This window comes from Streptomyces sp. NPDC002643, assembly GCF_053592555.1.
The window spans coordinates 144,866-160,970 of the sequence record NZ_JBSFVY010000025.1; the positions used below are offsets into that span (position 1 = coordinate 144,866).

At 69.9% G+C, this 16,105-nt stretch carries 14 protein-coding genes and 1 pseudogene; 10 read left to right on the plus strand and 5 right to left on the minus strand.

The window, feature by feature from the left end; all coding sequences use genetic code 11:
* The first annotated feature begins 16 nt into the window (after positions 1-16).
* Together ACWD4G_RS32415 and ACWD4G_RS32420 are read left to right on the plus strand one after the other, a co-directional pair.
* The gene (locus ACWD4G_RS32415) at positions 17-958 is read left to right on the plus strand and encodes an amino acid ABC transporter permease (protein WP_451299761.1); all 942 of its coding nucleotides are present in this window, start codon (positions 17-19) and stop codon (positions 956-958) included.
* Complete coding sequence (locus ACWD4G_RS32420; RefSeq protein ID WP_451299763.1) at positions 955-1,716, plus strand: amino acid ABC transporter ATP-binding protein; 762 nt, start codon at positions 955-957, stop codon at positions 1,714-1,716. The genes ACWD4G_RS32415 and ACWD4G_RS32420 overlap by 4 nt, the downstream gene beginning before the upstream one ends.
* A 108-nt stretch (positions 1,717-1,824) precedes the next feature.
* On the opposite strand, the gene ACWD4G_RS32425 is transcribed toward ACWD4G_RS32420, so the two are convergent.
* Complete coding sequence (locus ACWD4G_RS32425; protein ID WP_451299765.1) at positions 1,825-2,625, minus strand: class I SAM-dependent methyltransferase; 801 nt, start codon at positions 2,623-2,625, stop codon at positions 1,825-1,827.
* 116 nt (positions 2,626-2,741) lie between these two features.
* On the opposite strand from ACWD4G_RS32425, the gene ACWD4G_RS32430 reads away from it, so the two are divergent.
* Complete coding sequence (locus ACWD4G_RS32430; protein ID WP_451299767.1) at positions 2,742-3,413, plus strand: CGNR zinc finger domain-containing protein; 672 nt, start codon at positions 2,742-2,744, stop codon at positions 3,411-3,413.
* A 44-nt stretch (positions 3,414-3,457) separates the two neighbouring features.
* On the opposite strand, the pseudogene sodX reads toward ACWD4G_RS32430, so the two are convergent.
* A pseudogene (gene sodX / locus ACWD4G_RS32435) lies at positions 3,458-3,829 on the minus strand (nickel-type superoxide dismutase maturation protease); the annotation flags it as partial.
* Between the two features lie 76 nt (positions 3,830-3,905).
* On the opposite strand from sodX, the gene sodN reads away from it, so the two are divergent.
* Positions 3,906-4,301 carry a superoxide dismutase, Ni gene (gene sodN / locus ACWD4G_RS32440; RefSeq protein ID WP_009313646.1) on the plus strand — a complete coding sequence of 132 codons (396 nt, stop codon included), beginning with the start codon at positions 3,906-3,908 and terminating at the stop codon, positions 4,299-4,301.
* 221 nt (positions 4,302-4,522) lie between these two features.
* On the opposite strand, the gene ACWD4G_RS32445 is transcribed toward sodN, so the two are convergent.
* Positions 4,523-5,899, minus strand: a complete 1,377-nt coding sequence (locus ACWD4G_RS32445; RefSeq protein ID WP_451299769.1) for a mucin-1 — start codon at positions 5,897-5,899, stop codon at positions 4,523-4,525.
* A 269-nt stretch (positions 5,900-6,168) separates the two neighbouring features.
* Between ACWD4G_RS32445 and ACWD4G_RS32450 the strand changes: the two genes are divergently transcribed.
* The 5 genes from ACWD4G_RS32450 to ACWD4G_RS32470 all read left to right on the plus strand — a co-directional run bounded on the left by ACWD4G_RS32450 (position 6,169) and on the right by ACWD4G_RS32470 (position 11,705).
* Complete coding sequence (locus tag ACWD4G_RS32450) at positions 6,169-7,179, plus strand: LacI family DNA-binding transcriptional regulator (protein ID WP_451299771.1); 1,011 nt, start codon at positions 6,169-6,171, stop codon at positions 7,177-7,179.
* A gap of 250 nt (positions 7,180-7,429) precedes the next feature.
* Positions 7,430-8,818: an ABC transporter substrate-binding protein gene (locus tag ACWD4G_RS32455; protein ID WP_451299773.1), complete on the plus strand. Its 1,389-nt coding sequence runs from the start codon at positions 7,430-7,432 to the stop codon at positions 8,816-8,818.
* A gap of 109 nt (positions 8,819-8,927) precedes the next feature.
* Positions 8,928-9,911 (plus strand): carbohydrate ABC transporter permease, encoded by a 984-nt coding sequence (locus ACWD4G_RS32460; RefSeq protein WP_451299775.1) that lies wholly within the window; start codon positions 8,928-8,930, stop codon positions 9,909-9,911.
* A 15-nt stretch (positions 9,912-9,926) separates the two neighbouring features.
* On the plus strand, positions 9,927-10,832 hold the full coding sequence (locus ACWD4G_RS32465) for a carbohydrate ABC transporter permease (RefSeq protein WP_451299777.1): 906 nt from the start codon (positions 9,927-9,929) through the stop codon (positions 10,830-10,832).
* A 117-nt stretch (positions 10,833-10,949) separates the two neighbouring features.
* Positions 10,950-11,705 (plus strand): VOC family protein, encoded by a 756-nt coding sequence (locus ACWD4G_RS32470; RefSeq protein WP_451299779.1) that lies wholly within the window; start codon positions 10,950-10,952, stop codon positions 11,703-11,705.
* Between the two features lie 555 nt (positions 11,706-12,260).
* Here the strand turns inward: ACWD4G_RS32470 and ACWD4G_RS32475 are convergent.
* Both ACWD4G_RS32475 and ACWD4G_RS32480 read right to left on the minus strand, forming a co-directional pair.
* The gene (locus ACWD4G_RS32475) at positions 12,261-13,346 is read right to left on the minus strand and encodes a family 2 encapsulin nanocompartment cargo protein polyprenyl transferase (protein WP_451299800.1); all 1,086 of its coding nucleotides are present in this window, start codon (positions 13,344-13,346) and stop codon (positions 12,261-12,263) included.
* A 14-nt stretch (positions 13,347-13,360) separates the two neighbouring features.
* Positions 13,361-14,767 carry a family 2B encapsulin nanocompartment shell protein gene (locus tag ACWD4G_RS32480; protein WP_451299781.1) on the minus strand — a complete coding sequence of 469 codons (1,407 nt, stop codon included), beginning with the start codon at positions 14,765-14,767 and terminating at the stop codon, positions 13,361-13,363.
* A gap of 292 nt (positions 14,768-15,059) precedes the next feature.
* Here ACWD4G_RS32480 and ACWD4G_RS32485 point away from each other — a divergent pair, with 292 nt between their 5' ends.
* The gene (locus ACWD4G_RS32485) at positions 15,060-15,650 is read left to right on the plus strand and encodes an N-acetylmuramoyl-L-alanine amidase (protein WP_451299783.1); all 591 of its coding nucleotides are present in this window, start codon (positions 15,060-15,062) and stop codon (positions 15,648-15,650) included.
* Positions 15,651-16,105 lie beyond the last annotated feature (455 nt).

The following is a 16,105-nucleotide window of genomic DNA, read 5'->3' on the forward strand; positions in this document are numbered from 1 at the left end:
CCGAAAGGCTCCACCCGTGACTGTTGACGTCAACAAGACGGACGGTCCCGAGGACACGCCCCCCGCCGGCCCGGAGGCCATCAAGGCCATTCCGGTCCGGCACCCGGGGCGCTATGTCTCCGCGGCCATCGCGCTCGCGCTCCTCGGCGCGATCATCTACGCCTTCGCCCAGGCCAAGAAGATCAACTGGGGTGCGGTCCCCGACTACTTCTTCGACGACCGCATCATCAGCGGTGTCCTGGACACCCTCATGCTCACCGTGCTCTCCATGGTGATCGGTATCGCCGGCGGCATCCTGCTCGCCGTGATGCGGCTGTCCAAGAACCCGGTGACGTCGTCGATCGCGTGGTTCTACATCTGGTTCTTCCGCGGTACGCCGGTCCTGGTCCAGCTGTTCGTCTGGTTCAACCTCGGCCTGGTCTTCGAGTACATCAACCTCGGCCCGATCTACAAGGACTACTGGTCGTCGTTCATGACGCCGCTGCTGACGGCGCTGCTCGGCCTCGGTCTCAACGAGGCCGCGTACATGGCGGAGATCTGCCGCGCCGGTCTGCTCTCCGTCGACGAGGGGCAGACCGAGGCGGCGAACGCGCTGGGCATGAGCCACGCCAAGACGCTGCGCCGGATCGTGATCCCGCAGGCGATGCGCGTGATCGTGCCGCCCACGGGCAACGAGGTCATCAACATGCTGAAGACCACGTCGCTGGTGTCGACCGTGCAGTACGTGGATCTGCTGAAGGCCGCCCAGGACATCGGCCAGAGCGCGGGCTCCACCGTGGAGATGCTCTTCCTCGCCGCCGCCTGGTATCTGATCCTGACCAGCGTCTTCAGCGTCGGCCAGTACTACCTTGAGAGGTACTACGCGAAGGGCTCGACCCGGTCGCTGCCGCCGACCCCGATCCAGCGTTTCAAGGCGGCCGTGCTGCCCGCGCGCCGCCCGAAGGGAGTCTCGGCATGACCGCCATGGTGAAGGCCGAGGGCATCCACAAGTCCTTCGGCCCGGTCGAGGTCCTCAAGGGCATCGACCTGGAGGTGCGGACGGGCGAGGTGTTCTGCCTCATCGGCCCGTCCGGCTCCGGAAAGTCGACGTTCCTGAGGTGCATCAACCACCTTGAGAAGATCAACGCCGGGCGGCTGTACGTCGACGGCGAGCTGGTCGGCTACCGCCAGCGGGGCGACAAGCTGTACGAGCTGAAGGACAGCGAGGTCGCGCTCAAGCGCCGTGACATCGGCATGGTGTTCCAGCGGTTCAACCTGTTCCCGCACATGACGGCCGTGGAGAACGTCATGGAGGCGCCGGTCCAGGTCAAGGGGACCAGCAAGGCCGCGGCCCGCGAGCGCGCCCGGGAACTGCTGGACCGCGTCGGCCTCGCCGACAAGGCGGACAACTACCCCTCCCAGCTCTCCGGCGGCCAGCAGCAGCGGGTGGCGATCGCGCGGGCGCTGGCGATGGAACCGAAGCTGATGCTCTTCGACGAGCCGACCTCGGCACTCGACCCGGAGCTGGTCGGCGACGTCCTCGACGTCATGCGCGACCTCGCCGAGTCCGGGATGACGATGGTCGTCGTCACCCATGAGATGGGCTTCGCCCGCGAGGTCGGCGACAGCCTGGTCTTCATGGACGGCGGCGTGGTCGTCGAGTCCGGCAACCCCCGCGATGTCCTGACGAACCCCCAGCACGAACGGACCCAGTCGTTCCTGTCCAAGGTCCTCTGACATCCGCTGACCTCCGCCGGGTTCACCGGCGCCTTCACACCCCGCCACGCACGGTCGCATGGCGGGGTGTGTGGCTTCCGGGGCGTTGCGGCTGCGGAGAGGCTGCGGCTACTTGAGCGCCAGCACCAGCGAGTCCGACGGTGAACTCCACACCGTACGGGCCTCGGTGAAGCCCTGGTCGCGCAGGACGCGCGCATGCCATTCCGGGCTCGGCATGTCGCCGTCGGCGTGTTCGCCGTAGATCTCGAAGCGGCGGGCGGTCGGCGCGGCGAGGGCGGGGTCCTGGGCGGCCAGTTGCCACCATGCGGACCAGTCGACGGCGCCGTTGGTCCTGGCGCGTTCCCTGCGGGCGGCGTCCTGGGCGGCGACGGCGGCGTTGATCCGGGGCGTGGTCTCGTCGATCATGTGGTCCGCGTTCATGAAGACACCGCCGTCGCGGACGAGTTCCGCGACCTGACCGTAGAGAGCGGCGAGGGGTTCACGGTGCAGCCAGTGCAGGGCCGTGGCCGTCAGCACGACGTCGTAGGAGTCGTGCGGCAGCCGGTCCGGCCAGTCGGGGTCCTTGAGGTCGGCGGTGACGAACGTGACACGACGGTCGCCGGCGAAGGTGCCCTCGGCGATGGTGAGCAGCGCCGGGTCGAGGTCGACCCCGGTGCTGACGGCGTTCGGGAACCGCGCGAGGAGTCTGGACGTGATGGAACCCGTACCGCAGGCGAGGTCCAGGACACGGGGCTCGGGGCCGACGAGGGCCTCGACCAGGTCCAGCATCACCCGGAACCTCTCCTCGCGGTCGGGCATGTACCACTCCTGCTGTCGGTCCCAGCTCTCCTGCCAGGCCCGCCAGTCGGTGCCGAAGGGGCCCTGGGTGCCCTGGGCGCCTTGGGCGGTGGTTCCGGTCGTGGTGGTCATGGGTGCCCCTTCCTCCGCGTACCGCTGCATTCCCGTACCCGCGTAATACCCTGTAAGCACGAGCAGCCATTACTTGCCCGCAGCACGACGATAGAGCGCCCTCGTAAGGACTACAAGTGGAACTGGCCTATTACTCGGATTACGCCGTCCGTCTCGTCAACACCGAGGAGCCGGCCCGGGGCAGGGACTCGCTCACCTCGGTCGAGGCAGTCCGTGACCTCTTCGGGGGGAACCAGTCGGCGGCCCGGCGGGCGACGGACGCGGATGTGACGCGCTTCCGCTCGGTACGGGGGCGGCTGCGCGCGGTCTTCGAGGCGGCGGACGGCGGCGACGAGACCCTGGCCGTCGACCTGCTGAACTCCCTCCTCCTGGAGTTCCCGGTGAGCCCACAGATCTCGGGCCATGACTTCCGGGACGACGACGGCCGCCCGCTGTGGCACATGCACCTCGCCGACCATCCGTCGAACGCGACGGCGGGCTATGCCGCCATCGCCGCGATGGGCCTCGCCTTCCATCTCACCGAGTACGGGGTGGACCGGCTCGGGCTGTGCGAGGCGTCGCCGTGCCGCAACGCCTATCTCGACACCTCCACCAACCGCTCTCGGCGCTACTGCTCCGACCGCTGCGCGACCCGCGCCAATGTGGCGGCCTACCGGGCCCGCAAACGCCTGGAGGCGGACCGGTCGCAGAGCACGGGCCGAAGCGCGGAGAGCGCCCAGCGGACGACGGTGAACGGCGACCGGACGGCGGTGAGCGGCGACCGCGCCGCGGCCAACGGCGAACGCTGACCGGCGGCAGCGGCCCGGGGCCGGTACCGGAACCGGACCTTCCCCAGCACCAGTTCATCGGGGACGACCCCGTAGTCCGTGCTGTCCCCGCCCGCGTACGCGTTGTCGCCGAGCACCCACCAGCCGCCGTCGCGCCGCTCGGCGGCCCGCTTCACGACCAGCAGGTCCTGCTGGAACGGGTGGCGCAGCACGACCACGTCACCGACCCGCACCCGGGCCCCGTAGTGGACGAGGAGCCGGTCCCCGTGGTGCAGCGTCGGCACCATGGAGGGCCCGGTGACCTCGGCCACCCCCAACGGCAGGAGCCCCCTGCCCCGCTCGGTCTCCTGCGACAGCTCCGGCATCACACCCGGCACCTCCCCGGTTCGGTCCTCCACCAGTCCCAGTCTCACCCCGGACTTTTGTCCTAAGCCCATGGGGGCACTCGCGAAAACCTCTCACGCAGGGAGTAATGTCCCACCTGAGAAGACGATCACGAGGAAGGAATGCTCCATGCTTTCCCGCCTGTTTGCCCCCAAGGTCAAGGTCAGCGCGCACTGCGACCTGCCCTGCGGTGTGTACGACCCGGCCCAGGCCCGCATCGAGGCGGAGTCGGTGAAGGCCGTGCAGGAGAAGATGGCCGCCAACGACGACCCGCACTTCCAGGCTCGCGCGACCGTCATCAAGGAGCAGCGCGCCGAGCTCGCCAAGCACCATGTGTCGGTCCTCTGGAGCGACTACTTCAAGCCCCCGCACTTCGAGAAGTACCCGCAGCTGCACGTCCTGGTCAACGACACCCTGAAGGCCCTCTCGGCCGCCAAGGCGTCCACCGACCCCAAGACCGGCGAGAAGGCCCTGGAGCTCATCGCCGAGATCGACCGGATCTTCTGGGAGACCAAGAAGGCCTGACCCCTCTGGGGGCGCAGCCTTCGACCTGGGCTTTCCCTGATTGCCAGGTCTCCTGTTCCGCACCCGGTCCGCAGCCCGCCGAGCACGGCGGTGCCGGCGGTCCGGGTGCGGTGTCGTTTGCGGCCGTCGTTCACCGCCCCGCCCGGCCCGGCTCAGTGACGGCCGCTGGGCTCAGCCCAGTGACAGCGGCTCGGCCCGGCTCACCCCGCTCAGGCGCCGGCTCAGTCCACGAGCGGGCCCGGCCACACCGCTGAGGCGTCGTCGCGGTCGGGGGCGGGGAGGCGGACGGGGCGGGTCGGGATCGTGTGGGGGCGGCCGTCGAGGACGGTCGTCCAGGGGGCCGGGTGGCCCGAGTAGCACAGGGTCGTCAGGACGAAGACGCCGTCGGCGTAGACCTCCACATACTCGCCGATCGTCAAGAGGCGCAAGGTGGTGGGGGGTTCGGGGAGGACGGTGCCGTCGAGGCGGGTGCCGTCGGGGCCCGTGGCCCACAGGGCGGTGCCGTCACAGGTGAGGGTGAGGGCCGGGCGGTCCCCGTGCGGGGCCGTCGTGCGCAGGGTGATCTCGACCGGGCGGCCGGAGATCTCGATGTCGCCGACCGCGTGCGGGGTCGCGGCGTCCGTCTCCTCGCCCAGCCATGCGTCCAGCCCCGGCCACCACTCCAGTCGCGGCGCCGAACCCTCGGGTACCACAAGGGACTTGGGCTGGGCCAGCATCCCCCGGCAGCGGTCACCGGTGTCGGTGAGGCCGACGCGGCGAGGGGTGGTGTGGATCACGACCCGGGTGCCGTCGGGGGCCTGGATGACGCGGGGGGCGTAGGAGCCGGTGGGGCCCAGGGTGCCGTGCCGGGTCCACGGGCCGCGCAGCTTCGGTGCCGTCCATGCCTCGAAGCCCCGGGTGGCGCCGATCGAGCCGATGAGCAACCAGCCGCCGTCGTCGAGGCGTTCGAGGACCGGGCACTCCAACTCGTTGACGTCGCCGGGGGAGATCAGCGGTGGGTGGACCGTCCAGTTCTCCAGATCGGGCGAGGTCGCCCAGCCGACACAGCCGCTGACCTCGACCGGGAGCGAGGCGTCGGCGGCGCAGATCACCATCACCCAGCCGTCGGACTCGTCGTCGCGTACGACGAAGGGGTCGCGCCAGCCCATGCGGTCGCCGGTGAGATACCAGCGGGGGTCCGCCTCGACGACCGGCCCGGTGCCATGGCGCCGCCAGCCGGTGCCGTCGGTGCGGTCGGAGTACGCGAGGCCCACAGACTGCAGGGGCCAGCCCTCGGGGGTGAGGCCGGAGACTCCCGTGTAGAACATCGCCATCCCGGCGCCAGGGCCGGTGCCATGGCCGGTGCCGTGCCGGAAAGGGTGCATCGTCCACACCGCCTGCTGGTCGAACCTTCCCGGCAGCCCGTTCCCGAACACCGTCCCCTGCGGCCGCCAGTCCACCAGGTCCGTCGAGGTGGCCCGCCCGTACGACGTCTCCATCCGGAGGTGGTCGAACTCGGTGGTCCAGGGGCCCTGGAGGTGCAGCACGGAGTAGGTGCCGTCGTCGTCGCGGAGCAGGGCGAAGTCGTTCACGCAGAGGCCGGGCGGGGCGTAGCGCATGGGCGGTTCCTGTCTGCTCGGAGTCTGCTCGAAGCGCTCAAACGCCTGCGCAACGTATGCACAAACGTATGCGCTGACGATCAATAACAAACGCATCTCATCGAGATCTGGCCCAGTAAAACTGAACGCAAACGCTTGCGCAACAAGGAGGCCGGGTTTACGGTCACGTCACCCGCAGCTCACATCGACGTGAAGACAGGCGTTCGGCGAGACGGGCATTCGACAAGACGGACGTTCGACAAGACATGCAATCGACGGGAGACAGCGCCGTGACGGTCAGCATCATCGATGTCGCCCGCGCCGCCGGGGTTTCGGCATCCACCGTGTCCCGCGCGTTGCGCGGCCGGCCGGGTGTGTCGGACGAGGTCCGCGAACAGATCGCGGCCGTCGCCGCACGCCTCGGCTATACGGCGTCCCGCTCGGCCTCCAGCCTGGCCAGCGGGCGTACGTACACGATCGGCGTCGTCGCTCCGTACATCGGCCGGTGGTTCTTCGGCACCGTGCTGGACGCCGCCGAACAGGAGTTCAGCGCCGCCGGGTACGACGTACTGCTCTACAACCTCGGCTCGGCCGAGGCGCGCAAACGCTTCTTCGCCAAGCTGCCGGTGCGCAAGCGGGTGGACGCGGTGCTGTCGCTGCTCATACCCGACGAGGAGGAGTCGGAGGCGCTGCGTTCGCTCGGGGTGCCGCTGGCCTCGACGGTCGGGGGACCGCGCCCCGGTTTCACGGTGGTCGGCATCGACGACCGGGCGGGCGCCGAGAGCGCCGTACGGCATCTGGTGAACCTCGGCCACCGCCGGATCGGCATGATCGCCGGGGCCAGCGGCCCCCTGCACTGGACCACGCCCATCGACCGTCGCGCCGCCTATCTGCACGTACTTGAGGAGGCCGGGATCGCGTACGACCCGGCGCTGGTGGCCGACGGCGACTACACCGTGGACGGCGGTGAGCGGGCGATGAACGAGCTGTTGGCCGTGTCCCGGCCGCCGACCGCCGTGTTCGCGCAGTCCGACGAGATGGCGATGGGCGCCCTGCGGGCCCTTCGGCGGCATCGGCTGAGGGTGCCGGAGGATGTGTCGGTCGTCGGCTTCGACGACCACGAACTCGCCGATGTGGTCGGGCTGACCACCGTCTTCCAGCCGGTGGCGGGCCAGGGCGCCGAGGCCGCCCGGCTGCTGCTGGCCCAACTCGACGACCCGGCCGCCGAGCCGCCCGGACACATCCAGATGCCGATCCGGTTCGTACTCCGGGAGACGACGGCTCCACCGCGTGCGCGGTAGCGCTCCGCTGGGGGCACGGTGATGAAGCTGCGGGCCGGTGGGGGCTGGTCGCGCAGTTCCCCGCGCCCCTTACGGGGCGCGATGCCCCACCGACCCCGGGTAGCTCCGCACCCAACCCGGGTAGCAGCACACCGGAACACGCCACCCACACGCCCCCTCGCCCACACCCTCACCCCACCGCACGCCCCCTACCGCACCCCACCTCACCCCACCGCACCGCAGCTCCTCACCAGCACGGAGGCACAGACCCATGAGCCCGATCCGCCCGATAAGCACCAAAGGCCCGATATCCCGCCCGGCTTCGCCGGGCACGAGGCTTCGCCGTACCACCGCCACCAGCCTCGCCCTCGTCCTCCCGCTCGCGGCGCTGGCCGCCTGTGGCGGGGGCGGTGGGACCGACACCTCCGCCGAGGCCGGCAGTGGTGAGGGCACGATCAGTGTCTGGGCCCATCAGGGGCAGAAGAGCGAGTCGGACGCGCTGCAGGCCGCGGTGAAGGCGTTCAACTCCTCGCAGAAGAAGGTCAAGGTCGAGCTGAAGCTGATCCCCGAGACCGACTACACCAAGACGATCACCGCCACGGACGCGGCCGAACTCCCGGACGTGATGGAGTTCGACGGCCCGACCATGGCGAACTTCGTCTACAACAAGAAGCTCGCGCCGATCGACGACTACGTGGCCGCGAAGACCCTCTCCAACGCCACCGACGCCAGCAAGGCGCAGGGCGAGATCTCCGGCAAGCACTACGGCCTCGGCATGTTCGACTCGGGGCTCGGCATGTACGGCAGCAAGAAGCTGCTGGACGCGGCCGGGGTGACCTACCCGACGAGCGTGGACGACGCCTGGACGGCGGACGAGTTCGACGCCGCGCTGAAGGCGCTCAAGGCCAAGGACTCCGACGGCAAGGTCGTCGACCTCCAGGAAGGCAGCGGTTACGCCAACGAGTGGGGGACGTACGGCTTCGCCCCGATCGTCTGGTCGGCCGGCGGCTCCCTGCTCAAGGACGGCAAGGCGGAGGGCGCCCTCGACTCGGACGCCGTGGTGTCGGCGATGAAGACCTTCCAGTCCTGGAAGGCGTACACCGACCCCAACACCGACGGCAACGCCTTCGCCAAGGGCCGGGTCGCGCTCAGCTGGGTCGGCCACTGGATGTACCCGGCGTACAGCGAGGCCCTCGGCGACGACCTGGTCGTACTGCCGCTGCCGGACTTCGGCAACGGGCCCAAGACCGGTCAGGGTTCCTGGGCCTGGGGCATCGGCGCCGACACCAAGAACGCCAAGGCCGCGGGAACGTTCCTGGACTTCCTGCTCAACGACACCAACGTCACCGCGATGACCAAGGCCAACGGCGCCCCGCCCGCCACCAAGTCGGCCCTCGCCGCCAGCGAGCTGTACCAGCAGGGCGGCCCGCTCCAGCTCTTCGCCGACCAGCTCGCGGGGCCCTGCGGTGACAGCGACATCAACAAGTCCTGTGTGGCCGTCACCCGCCCGGTGACCGCCGGATACCCGGTCGTGACCGCCGAGTTCAGCGAGGCCGTCAACTCCGTCTACGGCGGCGACGACCCGAAGGAGGCCCTGTCCAAGGCGGCCCGCGCCATCGACCGGGACTTCTCGGACAACGCCGGTTACGAGATCCCGTAACCCCCGCTCCCGCCCGTACTCCTCTCCCGCCCCGCCCCGCAAGACGCCGAGCCCAGCGGTGGGGAGGACAGGCCCGCCGCCCGTCCTCCCCACCGGAAAGAGGACCCCCGTGAAAACCGTGGAACCCGCGTCCGCCACGGCCCCCGGCCGGGGGCAGGCGCCGCCCGTCGCCGTGACGAAGCGTCCGTCCCGCCGGAATCGTGAGTGGCTGCACGGACTGCTGATGTCCACGCCCGCCGTGGCCGGACTGATCGCCTTCGTCGGCATCCCCTTCTGCTACGCCGTGGTGCTCTCCTTCTACAACGTGCGCCTCGGCTCCCCGCTGGAACCCACCTTCTTCGGCGTCGAGCAGTACCACCGTCTGTTCACCGACCCCGACCTCTCCGGCCCCTTCCTGAGGGCGCTGCTGAACAACCTGACCTTCGCCGTAGTCGTCGTACCCCTCCAGACGGGCCTGGCGCTCGGCCTGGCGATCCTGCTGAACCGCAAGCTGAAGGCGATAGGTCTCTTCCGCTCGCTGTTCTTCATGCCGGTGGTCTTCCCCATGGCCCTGGTGGCCGTGATCTGGCGGCTGATCCTGGCCCGCAGCGACCAGGGCATGCTCAACTCCGCGCTGGACGCGGTGACGTTCGGGAACTGGGGCGCGTTCGACTGGCTCGGCGACGGCCTCACCGCGATGGCCTCGGTGATCGTGCTCTCCGTCTGGCAGGGCGTGGGCTTCCAGATGGTCATCCTGCTCGCCGGCCTCCAGCAGATCCCGGGCGAGCTGTACGAGGCGGCAGAGCTCGACCGGGCCTCCCGCTGGCAGCAGTTCCGCCATGTCACCCTGCCCGGCATCCGGGGCACCCTCGTCTTCGTCGCGCTGCTCACCTCGGTGCTGTCGTTCCGCGTGTTCGACCAGGTGTATGTGCTGATCCGGGGCGGCGGTCTCGACGAGGACGCGGCGCGCACGGTGATGTACGAGGCCGTGACCACCGCGTTCGACCAGAACAACATCGGCCAGGCCTCCGCGATCACGGTGGTGTTCTTCCTGATCGTCGTCGCCCTGACCCTGATCCAGCGCCGCCTCGTCCGGCCCGACAACGAGGACTGAGAGGACCGACCCGACATGAGTACGACCACCACGGGCACACGGACGACCGCCACGGGCATCCGTACGAGCACCACCGGCACGGGTCTCTCGCGCGGCCCCCTGCGCCGCTTCCTGGACTACGCCGTCCTGTCCGTCCTCGCCTTCGTCTTCGTGCTGCCCGTCCTCTACCTCCTCCTCGGCAGCCTCAAGCCGTCCGACGAGGTCCTGGGCGGCCTCTCCGGCTTCCTCCCGACCCATCTCTCCTTCGACAACTACTCCGCCGTCCTGAGCAATCTGAACTCCGACAGCACCGGCTACTTCTGGCAGTTCATGGGCGTCTCGCTGCTGCTGGCCTTCGTGGTCGTCACGGGCGGGCTGTTCATCAACTCGATGGCGGCGTACGGGCTGTCACGGCTGAGGTGGCGGGGCAGGGAGGCCGTCTTCACCCTGGTCCTGCTGCTGATGCTGGTGCCGTTCGAGTCGGTGGCGGTGCCGCTCTTCTATCTCTTCAACGACCAGCGGAACACGCTTCTCATCCAGGCGCTGCCGTTCCTCGCCAACGCCTTCTCGATCTACCAGTTCCACACGTTCTTCCGCTCGATCCCGCCGAGCATCGAGGAGGCGGCCCGACTGGACGGCGCCGGCCCCTGGCGGACCTTCTTCGCGATCATCGTTCCGATGTCGAAGCCGGTGTTCGCGTCCGTGGCGATCCTGACCTTCCTCACCCAGTGGGGCTCCTTCCTCTGGCCGGTCCTGATGGTCTCCGACCCCTCGGTCCGCCCGCTCCCGCTGGAGATGAGCGTCTTCCAGGGCCAGCAGCCCCCGGACTGGGGCCAGATCCTCGCCTTCGGCGTGCTGCTCGTGCTGCCCGTCCTGATCGTCTTCGCCTTCTTCCAGCGATGGTTCGTGCAGGGGGTGGCCAGCTCGGCGGTCAAGGGGTGAGCGGCAGCCCGGGCGCAGAACCGACCGGCGCGTCCGGGCGATTCTCACAGGACGGCGGGCAGGCGTCCGCTCTAACGTGACCCCACTCGCCCGCCCACCCCGAGAACGGACGCGCCCATGCCCCAACCCCCCGAGCCGATCCGCTGGACATATGCCTTCGTCGACCGCCCGGCGGCGGACTCCGCCCGGGCCCGCGACTTCTGGACGAAGGTCACCGCCACGTCCCTGTCCGAACCCCGGGGCGAACACGGGGAGTTCGTCACCCTCCTCCCCGAAGGCACCGACCCCTCCCTCAAGGCCCAGTCGGTCACCTCGGGCTCCGGGCGCTCACACCTCGACCTGTGCGTGGCGGACGTACCGGCCCTGATCGCGCGGGCGACCCAGCTGGGCGCCGAGGTCGTGACCCCGCACTCCACCTGGGCGGTGCTCCGCTCCCCCGGCGGCCAGCTCTTCTGCGCGGTTTCCTGGCACGGCGAGTCGGTACGGCCCCCGGTGGTGGACGGCACCCGAGTCGACCAGCTCTGTCTGGATGTGTCCCCCCAGGCGTTCGACATGGAGATCACCTTCTGGATCACGCTCACCGCCTGGACCTCCCGCCCCGGCTCCCGACCGGAGTTCCACGTCCTCACACCCCCGCCCGGCCTCCCCCACCGCCTGCTCCTCCAACGCCTGGACACCCCGCACCCCGCGTCGGCCCATCTGGACCTGTCCTGCGTGGACATCGCCGCGGCCCGCGCCCACCACGAGTCCCTGGGCGCCACCTTCATCTCCGCCGGCCCCCACTGGACGGTCATGCGCGACCCCACGGGCACGGAGTACTGCCTGACGGCACGAGACCCGCACACGGGAGGACTGCCGACGGCAACCGGCTGACTCAACCGCCCCGCGTATGCCCATGCGCCCCAGGAGAGTCATGCACCCCAGAACCTTGCACGCCGTGGGAACCATGGGTCCGGCGGGTCACCGCCCGTGGCTTCTCGGCGGCGGCCTCCACGGCCTCCACCGCCTCGTCGACGTACGCCTCACACTTCGGGTTCCTGCACGGACCCGGACCCCATACGGGTACGAACGCGCCCAGCGTCTTGTGCCGCCGCACGACCGTGGCCACAGGCTGTCCGCAGACCGGGCAGACGTCATTGTCGGTGCCCATGTCCTCAGGGTAGGTCCGACGGAGCGCCCCCGCGATGCCCGGACCACCGCACATACGGCGCGGCGGGCCCCGCACACCGTGGGGATGTGCGGGACCCGCCTCTGACCGGAGACGCCGACGCCGTACACGGGTCAGGTCGGCACGGTGCCGACGCCTCCGGGGCTCAGAGCCTGTGTCGGCTCTCACCGGAATCACCCGGCCTCCACTGTCGCGAGGACGGTCACCTCAGCCGATGCCCGCCACAGTGGATGTCTCGTGATTGTCTGGCGGATGTCTCCTCAAGCGCTGCGCCGGGTCACGAACTCGGCCAGGGCGAGCAGCCCTTGGGCGGACTCCGGGTCCGGGACCGCGCGGGAGAGTTCGTGCACGGCCCGGGACATACGGTCGGCCGCCTGGACCTGCGCCCAGTCGCGCCCCCCGGCCCGCTCCACCGCGAGCGCCGTACGCTCCAGGTCGCCCTCCTCGTACGGCGTGCCGTACAACTCGGCGAGCTCGGCGGCCTCCGGGGTGCCGGAGGCGAGTGCGGCGACCACCGGCAGTGACTTCTTGCGGACCATGAGATCGGCCCCGGCCGGTTTGCCGGTACGGGTCGGGTCGCCCCAGATCCCGATCACGTCGTCGATGAGCTGGAACGCCAGTCCGGCCTCCCGCCCGAACGCGTCCAGGGCCCGGACGTCCTCCTCACCGGCGCCCGCGTAGAGCGCGCCCAGCGCACAGGCGCAGCCCAGCAGCGCGCCCGTCTTCGCCTCGGCCATGGCGAGCACCTCGTCGAGGGTGACCTCCTCGGGTCGGCGCCCCTCCATCTCGGTGTCGGTGTGCTGCCCCGCGCACAACTCGACGACACAGGCCGCGAGCCGCGCCGAAGCGGCCGCCGACGCCGGATGCGGGTCCTCGGCGAGCAGCCGCAGCGCCAGTGCCTGCAGGGCGTCCCCGGCGAGGATCGCGTCCGGCACACCGAACACGGTCCAGGCGGTGGCCCGGTGCCGACGCGTGGTGTCCCGGTCCATGACGTCGTCGTGCAGCAGCGTGAAGTTGTGCACCAACTCCACCGCGGCTGCGGCCCGTACGGCGGTGGACTCGCGACCGCCGAGCGCCTCGACCGCCGCGAGTACGAGGGCCGGACGTATCGCCTTGCCCGCGTTCCCCGTGGCCGGGGTGCCGTCCGCGTGCTCCCAGCCGAAGTGGTAGTTCGCCACCCGGCGCATCGAGCCGGGCAGGCTCCCGATCGCCCGGCGCAGTTCGGGGTCGACGGACGAGCGGGCCTGCTCCAGGATGCCCGCCGCCTCCTGCCCTTCCGACGGACTCCGCGCGCCCTGGCGGCCGACCCCGGGGTGTGCCCGCCCTTCCGGGCGGGCACACGGCATCGGATCGGGCAGGGTCACCGCCACCGGCCGATCTCGACGTTCTCCAGAACGCCGAGCGCGTCCGGGACGAGGACCGCGGCCGAGTAGTAGGCCGTCACGAGGTACTTGATGATGGCCTGTTCGTTGATGCCCATGAAGCGCACGGACAGGCTCGGCTCGATCTCGTCCGGGATGTTCGCGGCCCGCAGACCGATGACGCCCTGGTCCTCCTCACCGGTACGCATGGCGATGATCGAGGTGGTCCTGGCCTCGGTCACCGGGATCTTGTTGCACGGGTAGATCGGCACTCCGCGCCAGGTCGGGATGCGGTTGCCGGCGATGTCGATGGTCTCCGGCACGAGCCCGCGCTTGTTCAGCTCACGCCCGAACGCGGAGATCGCGCGCGGGTGGGCGAGCAGCAGCTTGGTGCCCCGGCGGCGGCTGAGCAGTTCGTCCAGGTCGTCCGGGCTGGGCACACCGTCGTGCGGCTGGAGCCGCTGGTCGTACTCGCAGTTGTGGAGCAGCCCGAACTCCCGGTTGTTGATCAGCTCGTGCTCCTGGCGCTCCTTCAGCGCCTCCACCGTCAGCCGGACCTGCTGCTCGGTCTGGTTCATCGGCTGGTTGTAGAGGTCGGCCACGCGCGTGTGGATGCGCAGCACGGTCTGGGCGACGCTCAGCTCGTACTCACGGGGCGCGGCCTCGTAGTCGACGAAGGTGTGCGGGATGTCCGGCTCACCACTGTGGCCGGCGGCGAGATCGATCTCCTTCTCGCCGTACTTGTTCGTACGCTGCTCCGGGATCGCCCGCAGCTCCTGGAGGTGCGAACTCAGCGTCTCGGCGCGCTCCGCGACCTGTTCGACGGACTGACGTGGCAGGACGAGCACCGTGCACGCGGTGACCGCGCGTGCCGTGTACTCCCAGATCGCGTCGGCGTCGAGCAGCGCCTGCTCGCCGAAGTAGGCCCCGTCGGCGAGCACGCCGAGCACCGCGTCGTCGCCGTACGGACCGGTGCCGATCTTCTCGACCTTGCCGTGCGCGAGCAGGAACACCTCCTCCGCCCGGCTGCCGAACTCGGCCAGCACGGCTCCCGGCGCGAACTCCCGCTGCTCGCACCTCTGGGCCAGCTCGCCCAGCACATCGATGTCCTCATAAGTACGCAGGGCCGGCAGCTCACCCAACTCCGCGGGAATGACGGCGACCTGGTCCCCGGTCTTCACAAAAGTGATGCGGCCGTCGCCCACGGCGTAGGTGAGCCGCCGGTTCACCCGATACGTACCGCCCTGCACATTCACCCAGGGCAGTGTCCGCAGCAGCCAGCGGGAGCTGATCTCCTGCATCTGGGGCGCGGACTTCGTGGTGGTGGCCAGGTTCCGGGCAGCGGCCGTACCGAGACTCTGCTGCGGCCGGTCCTGCTGCGTACGGACCTCTTCGCCTACCGACATACGGATTCCCCTCCGGGTATGCACTGATATCGCGGATATCGCGGTCACCGATCTCGCGATCCAGCGTCCCACCACGGAGCGTGCCGATGCTATTACCCGAAAGAGCGGGAATGGATCTTAGAAGACTGGGCATCTCAGGGAACTTTGCCGATCATCAGCACCCCTACTCCGAACTGACCAATTCCCCCCGCCCACCCCACCCGCAACGTGGCCCACACCCCCGCTGCGGAGTACAAGCGGCATACGAGGCGGCCTCGACCAGCGGCCGTCGCACCGCACGAAGGAGTCGGCCATGGCCCCACCCATGTCCGCGAGCAGATTCCTCACCCTCCTGCGCAACGAGGGTGTCACCGTCGTCGAGGTAGGCGACTGGGAACATCACAACCGCAACGATGTGGGCCCCTGGGGCCCCGTCCACGGCGTGATGATCCACCACACGGTCACCTCCGGCACCAAACGCACCGTGAACCTCTGCCGCAACGGCTACGAGGACCTCCCCGGCCCCCTCTGCCACGGCGTCATCACCAAGGACGGCCGCGTCCACCTCGTCGGCTACGGCCGCGCCAACCACGCCGGCCTCGGCGACGACGACGTCCTCCGCGCGGTGATCGCCGAGAAGGCCCTCCCCCACGACAACGAGGCCAACACCGACGGCAACCGCCACTTCTACGGCTTCGAGTGCGAGAACCTCGGTGACGGCGAGGACCCCTGGCCGGAGCCCCAACTCGACGCCATCGAACGCGTCTCCGCCGCGATCTGCCGCCACCACGCCTGGACGGAACGCTCGGTGATCGGCCACCTGGAGTGGCAGCCGGGCAAGATCGACCCCCGGGGATTCACGATGACGTCCATGAGGAACCGCATCCGGACCCGCCTGAAGTAGTCCCCACTCCCAAGGCACCCGGGGCTTCGGCCGGGCGGGGGTGGGGTGCGCTTGCCGTCGCTGACAGGGTGCCGCTGCGCCCACCCTCCCCCACGCTCGGCTTCTCCCCCACTCTCAGCTTCGTTCGAGCGGGAGGTGCCCCCACCGCGGGCGGTACCCCCATCGCCCCAGCGGCACGACTGCCCGCAGCCGGAGCGGGACAGCGGCCCGCAGCCGGAGCGGGATAGCCGCCCGCAGCCGGAGCAGGACGGCGGCCCTCGACTGGAACGGGACGGCAGCCCACGGCTGGAACGGACAGCGGCCCGCAGCCATAGCTGAACGGCGGCCCGTAGCGAGGGCGGTCATGGGGACGGCGGGTCAGCCGCGTACGGACGGAAGGGGCCGGGCCGGTGTGTCATATGTCCGTCGCGTACAGCCGGCTCAGCAAAGTTCACGCCATCCAACCCCCGAGCAGT

Excerpts from the sequence above, each read along its gene's own strand:
- ACWD4G_RS32470 (WP_451299779.1), top strand. The coding sequence starts at position 10,950 with ATGCCCCAACCCCCCGAGCCGATCCGCTGGACATATGCCTTCGTCGAC.
- ACWD4G_RS32485 (WP_451299783.1), top strand. The coding sequence starts at position 15,060 with ATGGCCCCACCCATGTCCGCGAGCAGATTCCTCACCCTCCTGCGCAAC.
- ACWD4G_RS32420 (WP_451299763.1), top strand. The coding sequence starts at position 955 with ATGACCGCCATGGTGAAGGCCGAGGGCATCCACAAGTCCTTCGGCCCG.
- ACWD4G_RS32445 (WP_451299769.1), bottom strand. The coding sequence starts at position 5,899 with ATGCGCTACGCCCCGCCCGGCCTCTGCGTGAACGACTTCGCCCTGCTC.
- ACWD4G_RS32455 (WP_451299773.1), top strand. The coding sequence starts at position 7,430 with ATGAGCCCGATCCGCCCGATAAGCACCAAAGGCCCGATATCCCGCCCG.
- ACWD4G_RS32480 (WP_451299781.1), bottom strand. The coding sequence starts at position 14,767 with ATGTCGGTAGGCGAAGAGGTCCGTACGCAGCAGGACCGGCCGCAGCAG.
- ACWD4G_RS32475 (WP_451299800.1), bottom strand. The coding sequence starts at position 13,346 with ATGCCGTGTGCCCGCCCGGAAGGGCGGGCACACCCCGGGGTCGGCCGC.
- ACWD4G_RS32465 (WP_451299777.1), top strand. The coding sequence starts at position 9,927 with ATGAGTACGACCACCACGGGCACACGGACGACCGCCACGGGCATCCGT.
- ACWD4G_RS32425 (WP_451299765.1), bottom strand. The coding sequence starts at position 2,625 with ATGACCACCACGACCGGAACCACCGCCCAAGGCGCCCAGGGCACCCAG.
- sodN (WP_009313646.1), top strand. The coding sequence starts at position 3,906 with ATGCTTTCCCGCCTGTTTGCCCCCAAGGTCAAGGTCAGCGCGCACTGC.